We start from the raw sequence: 14200 nt of genomic DNA on the forward strand, positions 1-14200 counted from the left end.
GACCATGCTGCGCCTGCTGCTGGGAGACCAGCTCGACCCCGGACATTCCTGGTTCGCGGCCAGCGATCCCGACGTGCTCTACGTGCTGATGGAAGTCCGCCAGGAAACGCATTACGTCCTCCACCACGCGCAGAAGATCCTGGCGACCTTCGCCGCCATGCGCGACTTCGCCCGCGGGCTGGAGGCGAACGGCCATCGCGTGCGCTACCTCGCGATCGACGCCGCCGCCAACCGTCAGTCAATCACCGCCAACCTCGACCAGCTGATCCGGGAGTACCGCGTGCGCACGTTCGAGTACCAGGCACCGGACGAGTGGCGCCTGGACCGGCAGCTGGCGGAGTACGCGCAGCAGCTGCGCATTCCCGCCCGGCAGGTGGACAGCGAACACTTCCTGACCCGGCGCGACGAGGTGGCGACGTTCTTTGCCGGCCGGCGGCGCTGGAAGATGGAGCTGTTCTACCGGCACATGCGCGCGAAGCACCAGGTGTTGCTGGACAGGCAAGGGCGGCCGGTGGGCGGTCAATGGAACTTCGATGCCGACAACCGCAAGCGCTGGCCGGGTACGCCGAGCGAACCGGCCGATGCCCGACCGTCGCACGACCACCGCGCGCTGTGGCGACGCATCGTGGCCGCCGGCGTGCAAAGCTTCGGCATGCCCGCGGCCGGGACGTTCCGCTGGCCGCTCAACCGGGACGAGGCGCTGCTCCAGCTCGATGCCTTCCTGCGCCACGGGCTCGCCGGGTTCGGCGACTACCAGGACGCGATGAGCACGCAGGCGACGCGCCTGTTCCATTCGCTGATCTCGTTCGCGCTCAACGTCAAGATGCTTTCGCCACGCGAGGTGATCGAACGCGCCGAAGCGTGCTGGCGCGAGGGTCGCGCGCCGCTGGCGGCGGTCGAGGGTTTCATCCGCCAGATCCTCGGCTGGCGCGAGTACGTGCGCGGCGTGTACTGGGCGCGCATGCCCGCATACGCCGAGGCCAACTTCTTCGGCCACCGGCGCGATCTGCCGGCCTGGTTCTGGACCGGCGAAACCGGCATGAACTGCCTGCACCAGGCCATCACGCAATCGCTGGAGCATGCCTACGCGCACCACATCCAGCGGCTGATGGTGATCGGCAACTTCGCGCTGCTGGCCGGCCTGGACCCCGGACAGGTGCACCGCTGGTATCTCGGCATCTACGTCGATGCCTTCGAGTGGGTGGAGTTGCCCAACACGCTGGGCATGAGCCAGTTCGCCGATGGCGGCCTGCTGGCGACCAAGCCCTATGTTTCGTCGGCGAACTACATCCACAAGATGAGCGATTACTGCGCCGGCTGCCGCTACCGGCACGATCAGCGCACCGGCGAACGCGCCTGTCCGTTCAACGCGTTGTACTGGGATTTCCTGGCACGCCATCGCCGCGCACTGGCATCCCATCCGCGCCTCGGCATGGCCCTGCGCCAGCTCGAGCGCATGCCGCCCGCACAACGCGCCGAAGTGCAGCGGCGGGCGGAGGTCGTGCTCGGCGATCTCGACGCCTTGTGACCGGCAACGCACCTCGCACCCGCTTCCTTCCTCCACCGGAAAACCATCGATGCCCGACCAAGCCCTGATCCTGGTGAACCTCGGCTCCACGCCCTCCACCGACGTGGCCGACGTGCGGCGCTATCTCGACCAGTTCCTGATGGATCGCCACGTCATCGACGTGCCGTGGCCGCTGCGCCGGCTGATCGTCTCGCTGGTGTTGCGCACGCGCCCGGCGGCATCGGCCGCGGCCTATCGCTCGATCTGGTGGGACGAAGGCTCGCCGCTGCTGGTGATCGGCCGGCGCCTGCAGGCGCGGGTGGCCGAACGCTGGCACGGCGCGCCGGTGGAACTGGCGATGCGCTACGGCGAACCCTCCATCGAGAAGGTGCTGTGCGACCTCGCCCGCCGCGGCATCCGGCGCGCGACCCTGCTGCCGCTGTATCCGCAGTTTGCCGACAGCACCGTCACCACGGTCCTGGAAGAGGCACGGCAAACCCTGCAGCGCCATCGCTTGCGGCTGCAGCTGGATGTGGTTGCGCCGTTCCATGACCGGCCGGAGTACCTGTCCGCGCTGGGCGCCAGCATGCGGCCCTATCTGGCGCAGCCGCACGACCATCTGCTGCTGAGCTATCACGGCTTGCCCGAGCGTCACATCCGCAAGGCGGACCCGACCGGCCGGCACTGCCTGTGCGGTCCGTCGTGTTGCCTAGAGCCTCCGGCAAACGTGCTGGAGCGCTGCTATCGCGCCCAATGCGTGCGCACCAGCGAGCGCCTGACCGCCGCACTCGGCATCCCGCACGAACGCTGGTCGCTGGCGTTCCAGTCGCGGCTGGGCCGCGCGAAGTGGATCGAACCGCATACCGACGTCGTGCTCAAGGAGCTGGCTGCGCAGGGCGTACGCCGATTGCTCGTGGCTTGCCCGGCGTTCGTGGCCGATTGCATCGAGACCCTGGAGGAGATCGGGATCCGCGGACGCGAAACCTTCCTCGCCGCCGGCGGCGAGGAGCTCACCCTGATCCCGTGCCTCAATGACCAGCCACAGTGGGCCGATGCCGTCGCGGCGCTGTGCCGACAGCCTTCGGGCCAGACCCTGGCCGCCTGAATCCGTCGATGGACGGCAAGCATGCATCCGGATGGCCCGGTGCTGCGTATGAGCTGATGGTGCATGCCGGGCATTCGGGTTCGACAGCGCACGACGCCATCCGCCGCTGCCAAAGGCCTGATCATGCAAACAGCACCCTCCGATGTGGCATCCATTCGCCATGCCGATGCCACCGCCATGTCGGACCGCATCCGCCACCGCCTGCGCGAGGCCGGCGCACGGTTCCACGCCAACGACAACCTGGCGGATTTCATCCGGCCCGGCGAGCTGGACGAACTGCAACGGGAGGTAGAGGACAAGGCGGACGCCCTGCTGCGCGCCCTGGTGATCGACGTCGAGCACGACCACAACACCCGCGAGACCGCCAGGCGGCTGGCCAAGATGTTCGTGCGCGAGGTGTTTGCCGGCCGCTATCAGGCCGCGCCCGAGGTCACCGAGTTTCCCAACGTGCAGCATCTGAACGAGCTGATGATCATCGGGCCGATGCGCGTGCGCAGCGCCTGCTCGCACCACCTGTGCCCGATCATGGGGCGCGCGTGGGTGGGCGTGATGCCCCATGCCGCATCCAACCTGATCGGCTTGTCCAAGTACGCGCGACTGATCGACTGGGTGATGAGCCGGCCGCAGATCCAGGAGGAAGCGGTGGTGCAGATCGCCGACCTGCTCGAATCACGCCTGCGGCCCGACGGCCTCGCCGTGGTGCTGGAAGCCGATCATTACTGCATGCACTGGCGCGGCGTGAAAGACGATGGCGCCAGGATGGTGAACAGCGTGATGCGCGGATCCTTCCTCGCGGACACCTCGTTGCGGAAGGAATTCCTGAGCCTGTTGGCCGAGCGCAGGGCTTGAGCCTCGCCGTCGTGCATGGCCGCTCGGCTGCACGAAACTTGCCGGGCGCTCCGCGCTAACCACCTCGGGCCCGATCAGGGCGCGGCGAATGTGTTGATCTGCCTGTTCTCGACCACGACCATCCCGGTTCCTGAGGTCTCGGCCCTCGCCATGGCCAGCATGCACCTTCCCACGGCCGCGCTCGTGGTGAAGCTGCCGGGCATCAGGCGCACTGCCACGAACAGCACGGGACCGGCCAGCGCATAGAGCACCCGCCGCGAGCGATGCGGCGATCGCTCGCCCTGCACGGGGCAGATGGCACCGGGCCGCAGTACCGTGGTGGCCAGCGCGAAGCGGCCGGGCACCTGCTCGGCCTCGCCCTTGATCCGCAACGGCATCCAGCGGCTGCGGATGTCGGCGCCGGCGCCGGAGACATAGATCATCCGTCCTCGCGGATTGGCGCGCGCAAAGGCCCGCGACACACACTCGAGGGTGGCCACCGTCGCCTCGCGATACGCCGCTTCCGAGAGAAGCAGGGGCAACGGCCCGGCGCAGTACAGGCAGGCGTCGATGTCGCCAAGGTCGAGTCCTTCCAGTGCCTTGTCGCGGAGTTCCGGTACTTGCAGCACGCGCACTCCCTGCGGCACGTCTGGCGACCGGCGGCGGACCAGCAACGTCACCCCGGGTCGCGCGGCGTCCTGCAGCAGCACCTTGAGGACGCCTTGTCCGACCAGTCCGCTCGCTCCGACCAGCAGTATCTTCATGGGTGACCTCCCGGGCAGGCCCGCCATCGACAGCGCCTGGACCAGTATTCCACCCCGGCCGGCCCGCGTGCCCATCTTCCGCACCCGTGGACCCCGCGGCGAGGGTGCACGCCAGGCTTGCCAGGCAACTCGCGATTGCTGCGCATTGCGCTGCCTGCTCCGGTCACTTTCCGGCGATGGCCGCGCGCCCGCCATCCACGCCGATCACTTGCCCGGTCATCCAGCCGGAGCGCGGCCAGAGCAGGTGGGCAGCAAGTTGGGCGATGTCTTCGGGTTCTCCCAGGCGGCCCAGGGGATGGGCTGCGGCGAACGCCTCGCGAAGCTTCGGGTTGGCCACCATGCGTGCGGCCAGCGGCGTCCGGATGAGCGATGGCGCAATCGCGTTGACCCGCACCGCGGGTGCCAGTTCGGCGGCAAGCGACCGGGTCAGACCCTCTACCGCCGCCTTGGCCATGGCGATGGACGCATGCGACGGAAAGCCGCGCGATGCTGCTACGGAGGAAAACAGCACCACGGACGCACCAGTGGTGCTTTTGCGCAGCGACGGCAGGGCCGCCCGGACGGCCAGCGCGGCGCCGATCGCGTTCAGCCGGTAATCGTGGGCCAGGTCAGCTTCGGAGACGCGCGAGATCGGCTTCACCGCGATGTTGCCGACCGCATAGACCAGGCCATCGAGGCTCGCGGGCGCAGCCTCGGTCACCGCGGCAAAGGATGCTTCATCCAGTACGTCGGCCACCGTCCATGTCGCCCCCAGGGATTGCGCCAATGGTCGCAACGTCTCCTCATGGCGCGCCACCAGGTGCAACTGCGATCCCGTATCGGCGAGTAGCCGGGCCAGGCATGCGCCGACGCCGCCGGTGGCGCCGTAGATGAGTATGGATGAGGACATGGCCAGAGCCTGTGGGTGCCTGATTCCAGATACGGAGATCCGGTGCGAATGGATGCAAGGCTTTCGGCAGCGCCGGCGGAGAAGCACAAGGAACGATCAGCGTCGAGGACGTCCTTCATCGCCGGTGAATGCGCATCCGCCGGTGGACGCGCTCCGTATGGATGGATATGCCCTTCTGCGTGGCAACGTCTGCAGGCGAGCGTCGCCTTCCCCATCCGATCGGAGTGCCGACCCATGCTTCCCCCCTTCTTCTGGATCGTTGTTGCCGGGCTTCTCTGCGCGTGCTGCTCGGAGGCCTTCGCCGCCGGGGAGACGGCCTCGCGCCGGCTACAGCGAGGCTGGCAAGCCGGTGCCATCGCGCTGGTCAGCAACGGTGGCTATGCCGGTTCCTCCCGTCGCCAGCTGGTGGTTCCCGCGGCGGCTTACGAAGGCGAGCACGTCTTCCTGCGCGGCCTGCAACTCGGTTGGCATGCCTGGCAACGCGACGACTGGCGGCTGGACCTGGTGGCGCAGGCGCGGCTCGACGGATTCGATGCCGACGACATTCCCCTGGACGGTCTTCGGGACCGGCGCCGGAGCATGGATGTCGGTGCCGTGTTGACCCGCTCCGGCAGGCTGGGAAACCTGCAGCTGACCGTGCTGACCGATGCCTTGTCGCGAAGCCGCGGGCAGGAGCTCGCCCTGCAATACGGCTACCCGCTGCAGTTCGGCAAATGGCGCGTCACGCCCGGCCTGGGCGTGCGCTGGTGGTCGTCCCGGCTCGCCGACTACTACTACGGCATCCGCCCCTCCGAGGCAGCCAACGGCGCACCGGGGCCCTATGCCGTTCCCGGCGTGCTGGTGCCGGAAGCCAGCCTCGGCGCGGTGGCTCCGATGGGTCGCCGCTGGACGTTCTGGAGTGCCCTGAAGTACCAGCGGCTGCCTCGCGCGATCACCGACAGTCCGCTGGTGGAGCGCTCCTCGGCAAGCACCGTGCTGGTGGGTTTCGTCTACGCCTTCTGAGGCCGAACAGATTCCGTTGCCGGCGGATGGCGGCACATGCACGACGGCGTGGCGGTCGATGTCCCTCGGGTCGCTCGGCGCACGCCCGCGCTAATCGGCGAGCTCAAGCGCCGCACGTGGACGGATCAGCTCGCGCAACAGCGGATTGGGAAAACGCCGCTTCATGGTGACCGCGAAAAAGGTTTCGCTGAGCTGCGGCAACTGGTGAACCTCCACCAGGCGGCCGCTGCTCAATTCATCCTTGACCACGATCGGCGGAACCACCGCCAGGCCGATGTCCTCCCGGGCGATCAGTCGCAGCATCGCCATGTCGTCGATCTCCGCCGCCACCCGCACTTTCCAGCCCATGCGTTCGACCAGCGCGTCGAATCCGATGCGCACGCTGCTCTCCATCGTCGGCAGCACGAGGGGTTGCCTGGTCAGCAGTGTCTTCAGCGTGCCGCCCTTGCCGATGCGTTTCGGCGTTCCGATCAGGCTGACGGGTTGTTCGGCAATGGCGTGGGAAACCCAGGGAGTGGCCGCATCGCGGGCGGGCGCGACATTGACCAGCGCCACGTCCAGCCGGTGTGCTTCCAGGCTTTGCAGAAGGAAGGCGGTGGTGCCCGAGCGAACGATGACCTCGACATTCCGGCGTCCCAGCAATGGCCGCAGGAAACCGATCTGGAAATTGCGCGACAGCGTGGCCAATGCCCCGACCCTGAGAATCGAACGCCGGCCGCCGGAGCGCTGCTTGAGCGTGGCGAGCAGGTCGCCACCGGTGGCGAAGATCGATTCCGCGTGGTCGAAGGCGATGCGCCCGGCTTCGGTCAGCACGAGTTGCCGGCCGCTGCGTTCGAACAGGTCCTGCCCCAGTTGAGCCTCGAGCTTCTTGATCTGGATCGACAGCGCCGACTGCGAGACCAGCAGCTTCTCCGCGGCGCGGGTGAGGTTTCCCTCGCGGGCAACCGCCCAGAAGTAGCGCAGGTGGTTGTAGTTCAGTGCGGCCATGCAATCATTCTATTTTGTATATCGACAGGTTTCGTTAAATGAATTTTTTAGAATGATGCGCGAAGCGTAGGCTTGCCGCGGCTCACCTGACCGCGGAGTGATTGATGTTGCCTGCCCTTGCGACGCTGTTTCTGCTTGCCCCCGCCAGCCTGTTGCTGGCGACCCTGTTTCCTTCACGGCCGGGACCTCGTCGGCCGCACGCCATGCTTCTCGCAAGCCGCCTGGCGACGTGGTTTTGCCTGGTACTCGCGGTGCTGGCCTGCCTGCTGACCGCGTGGGAAGGCCCGGCCACCAGCGGGTTGCTGGGAGCCAACGGCATCGGCTTGTCGGTCAGGCTGGATGCCATCAGTTGCACCATGTTCCTGCTGGTCGCCTTCGTCGGCGTCATCGTGGTCCAGTACAGCCGCAACTACATGGACGGTGAGCCGCGCCAAGGCGCCTTCATGGCCGGCCTGTGCCGGACGCTGGCCGCCGTGACGCTGCTGGTCTTCGCGGGCAACCTCGTGCAGCTGGTGGTTGCGTGGGTGGCGATGAGCCTCTCCCTGCACCGCTTGCTGGTGTTCTACCCGGAGCGCCGACCCGCAAGGATCGCCGCCCGCAAGAAGTTCCTCGCCGCTCGCCTCGGTGATGCGTGCATGCTCGGTGCCGCCGCCCTGCTGGTGACCACCTTCGGCACCACCGACCTGGCTACCGTGCTGGCCCGGGCGCAGGCCATCGCCGCCGAGGCCGCGCCGCCCGCACTCTCGCTGGCGGCCTTGCTGCTGGGCGTCGCGGCGCTCATGAAGTCGGCGCAGTTCCCCACCCACGGCTGGCTGCCGGAGGTGATGGACACGCCGACGCCGGTGTCGGCCCTGTTGCATGCGGGCATCATCAATGCGGGCGGATTCCTGCTGATCCGCTTTGCCGACGTGATGGTGCTCTCGATGCCGACGCTGCACGGCGTTGCCATCGTGGGCGGCTTCACCGCCTTGTTCGGCGGCGTGGTGATGCTGACCCAGACCAGCGTGAAAGGATCGCTGGCTTTCTCGACCGTGGCGCAGATGGGTTTCATGACACTGCAATGCGGGCTCGGCGCGTTCGCGATCGCGCTGCTTCACCTGGTTGCCCACTCGCTGTACAAGGCCCACGCCTTCCTCTCGGCCGGGGGCGTGGTGGAAACCGAGACGCTGCCGCGTTTCGCCAGGCCCCGCCTGCGCCCCGTCCTGCTGAGCCTGTTGCTGGCGACTGCGATCTACGTGCTGTTTGCCTGGGTATTCGGAACCTTCGTGCGGGCGGAGCCCGCCGTGCTGACCCTGGGCGCGATCCTGGTGATGGGCGTCAGCATGCTGCTGGCATCGTCACTGCAAGGGGCCACCACTTCCCGCCTGGTTGTGCAGACCCTGCTCGGGGCCGCCGGAACCACGCTGGCCTATTTCATCCTGGAAACCGCCTTCACGCGGCTGACCGCCGGCAGCCTGCCGGCGATTCCCCGGCCAAGCGGCACGGGCCTGCTGATCATGGGACTGGCCATCGCATCGTTCACCGCGGTGACCGTGCTGCAAAGCCTGGTCGTGCTGTGGAACCAGCGGCCGCTCTGGCGGGCGGCACGCGTCCACCTGGCCAACGGCCTCTATGTCAACGCCATCTTCAATCGCCTGGTGGGCGCCTTGCGTCGGGAAGACGCGCGCCATCACGCCCGGACCATCGCCTGAGGAGCCGCCCATGAACGCCATCGCATTGAAGATCAGGGAACAAGCCGATCCCATCCCACCTTCCTCCGACATCGGGGCAGGGCGTGCATGCGAAGCCGCGCAGCGCGCGTGTGGACGCATCGCGCCACTGTGGCCGCTGAAGAACTTCGTGGCCGTCAATCCCTTCCTCGGCATGGCCGACCGCCGCTTCGGCGAGGTCGCGCGCGTCATGGCCGAGGTGGCAGGCGCCCGCATGACCATGCCGCGCGCGTTCTACCGCGATGCCATCGCCCAGGGCCGCATCACCGACCGGGATCTTGGCCAGGCCCTGCTGCGCAAGGGAAGTGCAGCCCCTCGCACCCTCGACGTCGCGGCGCTGCGCCGCCAACTGCAAACCGAGGATGTGGCAACGCATGCGCCGCTGCCGACCGTTGCCGACGTCGCGGGCAAGCTGACCGGGCGAGACTGGGCCAGCTTTGCCTGCGAGCGGATCTCGCTGTGGGCGGCCGGCTACTTCGACGCGGGGCAGGCGCTGTGGCCAGCGTCGACACGGCACCTGGGTCCCTATGCGGCCTGGCGTGAGGAGGCCGCCATCGATCGCACGCCCCAGGTCATGGGGCTTGCCGGATTCCACCGCAGCATCGGCGCGCTTCCCGCCACTGCCGAAGCGATGATCGCCCATGGGGCGGCCCGCCTGAAGATGGACGAAGCGGGCCTTGCCGATTATTTCCACCGGCTGCTGATGAGCGTCGGCGGCTGGGCCGGCTACGCCCGCTACCAGGTCTGGCAAAGCGGCCTGGCGGGGCGCCGCGACGACACCTTGCTCGAACTGCTGGCGATACGGCTGGCTTTCGAGGTGGCGCTGCTGGAAACGTGCCAGCCGGTCGCTGCACTGGCGGCCGGATGGGAGCAGGCCCGCGCCTGTTTCGCTGCATTGGCCCGCGAGAACGAGCCGGCCGCGCCGACGCTGGAAGAAATCCTGCAGGACGCCTACGAAATCGCCTGGCAGCGATCCTTCCTCGCCAAGCTCGCCGCACCGCGGCCATCCGTGATCGCCATGCGCCCGGCGGTGCAGGCCGTGTTCTGCATCGACGTGCGCTCCGAAACCTTCCGGCGTGCGCTGGAGAACGTGGCGCCCGGCGTGGAGACGCTGGGCATGGCCGGATTTTTCGGCATGCCGATGGAGTATGTGCCGCTCGCCCGGGGCCAGGGTGGTCCCCGCTGCCCGGTGCTGCTGGCACCCAGCCTGACGGTGCACGAGACCGCCAAGGGCGCGACGGCGCAGCAGCAGGCCGACATCGCCACGCGGCGGCGGCGCCGGCTTCGCGCCATCGGCCAATGGCGCTGGTTCAAGCTGGCCGCGGTGTCGTCGTTCACCTTCGTCGAAGCGATGGGATGGAAATTCGCCGGCAAGCTCATCGCCGACAGCCTGGGCTTCACCCGGCTCGAATCGCACCCGGCGGAGCGCGGTATCGACGACGCGGCACTCGCGCGCCTGGCGCCGGACATCACGCCCTCGACCGCGAACGACCGCGCCACCGGCATGCCACTGGAAACCAGGATCGCGCTGGCAGAGGGCGCCCTGCGCGCCATGTCGCTGCGGCAGCAGTTCGCGCGCGTGGTCCTGTTCGTCGGGCACGGCGCCAGCTCGGTCAACAACCCGCATGCCAGCGGCCTGGATTGCGGGGCCTGCGGTGGGCACGCGGGCGACGCCAATGCGCGGGTGGCGGCTGCCGTGCTGAACGACCGCCAGGTGCGCCAGGCCCTGGCACGACGCGGCACGGTGATTCCCGACGAGACGCATTTCCTCGGCGCACTGCACGACACCACCACCGACCAGGTGACGATCTTCGACACCGACGGCTTGCCGGCGACGCATGCCGACGACCTGGCCCGACTGCAGGCAGCGCTGGCCGAGGCTGGCCGGCTGACCCGGCAGGAACGCGCCGCCATCCTGACCCTGCACGACCGGCGCCCGGTCGAGCGCCAGCTCCTGGCGCGCAGCAGGGACTGGAGCGAGGTGCGGCCGGAGTGGGGCCTGGCCGGCTGCGCGGCCTACATCATCGCCCCGCGCAGCCGCACCGCGGGCATCGACCTGGCGGGGCGTGCCTTCCTCAATTCCTACGACTGGCAGCGCGATGACGGCTTCAAGACCTTGGAATCCATCATGACCGCGCCGATGATCGTGGGCGCGTGGATCAGCCTGCAGTATTACGGCTCGACGGTGGACAACCGGGTCTTCGGAAGCGGCAACAAGGTGCTCCACAACGTGGTCGGCAAGCTGGGCGTGCTGGAGGGCAATGGCGGCGACCTGCGCACCGGCTTGCCATGGCAGTCGCTGCATGACGGCGAGCGCTACGTCCATGAGCCGCTGCGGCTGTCCGTCGTCATCGCCGCTCCGCTGGACGCCATCAACGCCATCGTCGCCAGGCATGAAGCCGTGCGGCATCTGTTCGACCACGGCTGGGCCCACCTGTTCGCCTTCGGCGACAAGCCGGGCTCCATGCATCGCTACACCGGCCATCTGACCTGGGAGGACGCGGCATGAACATCAAGGATCGGGAAGACATCGGGCTCTCCGGGAGTGCTGGCGTGCGCGACGCGGTGGATGCGCTGCGCCGCGGCGCCCTGATCGCCCTACCGACCGAGACGGTCTACGGACTGGGCGCGGACGCCGGCAACCCCGCCGCGGTCGCGAAGATCTTCGCGGCCAAGCAGCGCCCGGCCGACCATCCGCTCATCGTGCACCTGCATCAGGCCGCGCAGTTGGCGCAGTGGGCACGGGACATTCCCGCGCTCGCCTGGAAGCTTGCCGAAGCCTTCTGGCCCGGGCCGCTCACGCTGGTGTTGCCCCGCGCCGCCACGGTGAGCGACGCCGTGACGGGTGGCCTGGATACGGTGGCGCTGCGCGTGCCCGCGCACCCCCTGGCGCTGGACGTGCTGGAAGCCTTCGGCGGGGGGATCGCCGCGCCCTCCGCCAACCGGCACAAGAAGATCAGTCCGACCACGGCCCGGCACGTCCGGGAAGAGCTTGGCGACGCGGTGGAGGTGCTGCTGGATGGCGGCCCCTGCCGCGTGGGCATCGAATCGACCATCGTCGATCTTTCCACCGGTCTGCCGCGGCTGCTCCGGCCCGGTGCGATCACCGAGCAGGACCTGGAACGGGTGACCGGCAAACCGGTCGAGTCGCCCATCGACACGTCGATACGCAGCCCCGGCCGCATGAAGCTTCACTACGCCCCCAACGCCCGCGTGGTGCTGGCATCGATGGAACAGGTGCCCGAGCGCATCGCCGAATACGCCGCGCTCAGCGCTCGCGTGGGCGTGCTCTCCGCGCGGCGCGCCGAGAGCTGGCCGGCACAGGTGCCCTGGTTGTCCATGGGTCATTCTCCGGACCAGCAGGCGCAGCAGCTGTACCGGCGGCTGCGCGAAGCAGACGACATGGATCTCGCCGTGCTGATCGTGGTGCCGCCGGATGGCCGCGGACTGAACCATGCCCTGCGCGACCGGTTGTGGCGGGCGGCGGGCCTCGGCCATGCACTCGCGTGACGAGGATGCCTTCCCGGACACCAGCCATCTCGCGCACCTGGAGAACGAGGCCGTTTTCATCCTGCGCGAGGCCGTGGCGCAGGCACGCAAGCCGGTGCTCCTGTTTTCCGGAGGCAAGGACTCCACCGTGCTCGCCCATCTCGCGCTGTGCGCCTTCCACCCCGCGCCGCCACCCCTGCCGCTGCTCCACGTCGACTCCACCTGGGAGTTTCGCGAGGTGCTCGCATTCCGCGACAGCTTCGCGCGCAAGCATGGGTTCCAACTGCACGTACACGCCAATGAACAGGGCCGCGCCGCCGGCGTGAATCCCTTCGACCATGGCGATGCCTACACCACGGCCATGCGCACGGATGCGCTGAAGCAGGCGCTGGACAGCGGCGGGTACGACGTGGTCTTCGGCGGGGCGCGCCGCGACGAGGAAAAAGCCCGGGCAAAGGAACGCGTGTTCTCGCTGCGCGAGCATGGGCACACATGGAACCCTCGCCGGCAGCGGCCGGAGTTGTGGAACCTCTACAACACCCGGTTGGCCGAGGGGCAGTCGTTGCGCGTCTATCCGTTGTCCAACTGGACGGAAGCGGACGTCTGGCATTACGCCATGCTGAGGAAGGTCGAGCTGGTGCCTCTGTATTTCGCGGCCTGGCGACCGGTGGTTCAACGCGATGGCGTGCTCATCGTGGTGGACGAACCCGAGCGCATGCGCTTCCTGGCCGGCGAGACGACGAGTCGCCGCCGCGTGCGTTTCCGTACCCTGGGTTGCTGGCCGGTGACCGGCGCCATCGAGTCGACTGCGGCGGATCGTGGAGCGGTGTTGGCCGAGACCCTTGCTTCATCTGCATCCGAACGCCAGGGTCGGCTGGGTGGCCAGGATCCGGGCGCAAGCCTGGAAAGGCAGAAGCGCGAGGGTTACTTCTGATGCCGCCGGATCGCGTCGTGATCGCCACCATGCACGGCAAGGAGGCGGTGATTGCCCCTTTGCTGCAGCGGGCCCTGGGGCTGCAGCCACTCTTGCCGGCCGGATTCGATACGGACCGGTTCGGTACCTTCAGCCGAGACATTCCCCGCCTCGATTCCCCGCATGCAACGGCAAGGGCCAAGATCGCGGCAGCCCTGGAGTGCGTGCCCGAGGCGCATGCCGGTGTTGCCAGCGAGGGCAGCTTCGGCCCCCATCCACAAATCCCGTTCGTGCCGATCGACAGCGAGCTGGTGATGCTTGTGGATCGTCGCGATGGCGTCGAAATCGTCGGAACGCATGTCACGCCGCGCACCAATTACGCCCAGCGCGTAGTGGTGGATGCACGCCTGGCCGTCGCCTTCGCCGAAGGCATCGGCTTTCCCCGGCATGGGGTGATCGTGACGGCTGCGGTTGACGGCAAGTCCCACCCGGCGCTCTTGCTGCGCAAGGACAACCTGAGCCGGGCGCAATTGCTGGCCAATGTCGCCGATGCCATTGCAATCAGCGGCGCGGCCTGCGTGGAAACAGACATGCGCGCATGCCGCAACCCGACGCGGATGCGTGCGATCAAACGCGCGACCATCGATCTCGTGCGGCGCTACCGATCCTGTTGCCCGCAATGCGGACGACGCGGATTCGTGCCCACCGAACGCATCGCCGGCCTGCCGTGCGGGGCCTGTCACGCACCCACCGACATGATCCGTGGCGTGGTCGCGATCTGCGCGGGCTGTGGTCATCGCCGCGAGCAATCGTACGGGGCGGCGTGGGCCGATCCCGGGCGCTGCGATTTCTGCAATCCGTGACCCGCCATCCGGAGGTCGATGATCCGGAACGTGGCCTCTGGTGATGGTTTCTCCCGCATCCGGCCTGCTCGTGCCGTGGCGGGGATCAGCGCAATTCCTTCCTGCATCGCCTCAGGCATCCCTGAGGACTGGCGTGAGTTCAGC

At 68.2% G+C, this 14200-nt stretch carries 12 protein-coding genes; 9 read left to right on the forward strand and 3 right to left on the reverse strand.

Going from position 1 to position 14200, the window contains the following annotated elements; genetic code table 11:
• Window positions 1–4: 4 nt before the first annotated feature.
• The 3 genes from ACFCQI_RS11685 to folE all read left to right on the forward strand — a co-directional run bounded on the left by ACFCQI_RS11685 (window position 5) and on the right by folE (window position 3461).
• Window positions 5–1528 (forward strand): cryptochrome/photolyase family protein, encoded by a 1524-nt coding sequence (locus tag ACFCQI_RS11685; protein ID WP_395121348.1) that lies wholly within the window; start codon window positions 5–7, stop codon window positions 1526–1528.
• Window positions 1529–1577: 49 nt separating this feature from the next.
• On the forward strand, window positions 1578–2612 hold the full coding sequence (gene hemH / locus ACFCQI_RS11690; RefSeq protein WP_395116862.1) for a ferrochelatase: 1035 nt from the start codon (window positions 1578–1580) through the stop codon (window positions 2610–2612).
• A gap of 123 nt (window positions 2613–2735) precedes the next feature.
• Window positions 2736–3461, forward strand: coding sequence for a GTP cyclohydrolase I (folE, locus tag ACFCQI_RS11695; protein WP_395116864.1), 726 nt, complete (start codon window positions 2736–2738; stop codon window positions 3459–3461).
• A 74-nt stretch (window positions 3462–3535) separates the two neighbouring features.
• On the opposite strand, the gene ACFCQI_RS11700 is transcribed toward folE, so the two are convergent.
• A complete protein-coding gene (locus ACFCQI_RS11700) occupies window positions 3536–4204 on the reverse strand; it encodes an oxidoreductase (protein ID WP_395116866.1) in 669 nt (222 codons plus the stop codon).
• Between the two features lie 163 nt (window positions 4205–4367).
• Window positions 4368–5093, reverse strand: coding sequence for an SDR family NAD(P)-dependent oxidoreductase (locus ACFCQI_RS11705; protein ID WP_395116868.1), 726 nt, complete (start codon window positions 5091–5093; stop codon window positions 4368–4370).
• Between the two features lie 234 nt (window positions 5094–5327).
• On the opposite strand from ACFCQI_RS11705, the gene ACFCQI_RS11710 reads away from it, so the two are divergent.
• A complete protein-coding gene (locus ACFCQI_RS11710; protein ID WP_395116870.1) occupies window positions 5328–6095 on the forward strand; it encodes a MipA/OmpV family protein in 768 nt (255 codons plus the stop codon).
• 90 nt (window positions 6096–6185) lie between these two features.
• Here the strand turns inward: ACFCQI_RS11710 and ACFCQI_RS11715 are convergent, their stop codons facing one another.
• A complete protein-coding gene (locus tag ACFCQI_RS11715) occupies window positions 6186–7082 on the reverse strand; it encodes a LysR family transcriptional regulator (protein ID WP_395116872.1) in 897 nt (298 codons plus the stop codon).
• 104 nt (window positions 7083–7186) lie between these two features.
• On the opposite strand from ACFCQI_RS11715, the gene ACFCQI_RS11720 reads away from it, so the two are divergent.
• The 5 genes from ACFCQI_RS11720 to ACFCQI_RS11740 are packed head-to-tail and all read left to right on the forward strand — an operon-like array spanning window position 7187 to window position 14056.
• Window positions 7187–8773 (forward strand): proton-conducting transporter membrane subunit, encoded by a 1587-nt coding sequence (locus ACFCQI_RS11720; RefSeq protein ID WP_395116874.1) that lies wholly within the window; start codon window positions 7187–7189, stop codon window positions 8771–8773.
• 10 nt (window positions 8774–8783) lie between these two features.
• A complete protein-coding gene (locus ACFCQI_RS11725) occupies window positions 8784–11300 on the forward strand; it encodes a YbcC family protein (protein ID WP_395116876.1) in 2517 nt (838 codons plus the stop codon).
• The gene (locus ACFCQI_RS11730) at window positions 11297–12301 is read left to right on the forward strand and encodes an L-threonylcarbamoyladenylate synthase (RefSeq protein ID WP_395116878.1); all 1005 of its coding nucleotides are present in this window, start codon (window positions 11297–11299) and stop codon (window positions 12299–12301) included. The genes ACFCQI_RS11725 and ACFCQI_RS11730 overlap by 4 nt, the downstream gene beginning before the upstream one ends.
• On the forward strand, window positions 12288–13214 hold the full coding sequence (gene cysD, locus ACFCQI_RS11735) for a sulfate adenylyltransferase subunit CysD (protein WP_395116880.1): 927 nt from the start codon (window positions 12288–12290) through the stop codon (window positions 13212–13214). Before ACFCQI_RS11730 ends, cysD begins: the two co-directional genes overlap by 14 nt.
• 17 nt (window positions 13215–13231) lie before the next feature.
• Entirely contained in the window at window positions 13232–14056 is an 825-nt protein-coding gene (locus ACFCQI_RS11740; protein WP_395116882.1) for a DUF6671 family protein, read from the forward strand.
• Window positions 14057–14200 lie beyond the last annotated feature (144 nt).

Source organism: Rhodanobacter sp. FW102-FHT14D06, from assembly GCF_043950705.1.
GTDB lineage: Bacteria > Pseudomonadota > Gammaproteobacteria > Xanthomonadales > Rhodanobacteraceae > Rhodanobacter.

Coding starts and splice junctions, on each gene's coding strand:
- hemH (WP_395116862.1), top strand. CDS start 1,578: ATGCCCGACCAAGCCCTGATCCTGGTGAACCTCGGCTCCACGCCCTCC.
- ACFCQI_RS11715 (WP_395116872.1), bottom strand. CDS start 7,082: ATGGCCGCACTGAACTACAACCACCTGCGCTACTTCTGGGCGGTTGCC.
- ACFCQI_RS11710 (WP_395116870.1), top strand. CDS start 5,328: ATGCTTCCCCCCTTCTTCTGGATCGTTGTTGCCGGGCTTCTCTGCGCG.
- ACFCQI_RS11705 (WP_395116868.1), bottom strand. CDS start 5,093: ATGTCCTCATCCATACTCATCTACGGCGCCACCGGCGGCGTCGGCGCA.
- ACFCQI_RS11700 (WP_395116866.1), bottom strand. CDS start 4,204: ATGAAGATACTGCTGGTCGGAGCGAGCGGACTGGTCGGACAAGGCGTC.
- ACFCQI_RS11725 (WP_395116876.1), top strand. CDS start 8,784: ATGAACGCCATCGCATTGAAGATCAGGGAACAAGCCGATCCCATCCCA.
- folE (WP_395116864.1), top strand. CDS start 2,736: ATGCAAACAGCACCCTCCGATGTGGCATCCATTCGCCATGCCGATGCC.
- cysD (WP_395116880.1), top strand. CDS start 12,288: ATGCACTCGCGTGACGAGGATGCCTTCCCGGACACCAGCCATCTCGCG.
- ACFCQI_RS11730 (WP_395116878.1), top strand. CDS start 11,297: ATGAACATCAAGGATCGGGAAGACATCGGGCTCTCCGGGAGTGCTGGC.
- ACFCQI_RS11685 (WP_395121348.1), top strand. CDS start 5: ATGCTGCGCCTGCTGCTGGGAGACCAGCTCGACCCCGGACATTCCTGG.
- ACFCQI_RS11720 (WP_395116874.1), top strand. CDS start 7,187: ATGTTGCCTGCCCTTGCGACGCTGTTTCTGCTTGCCCCCGCCAGCCTG.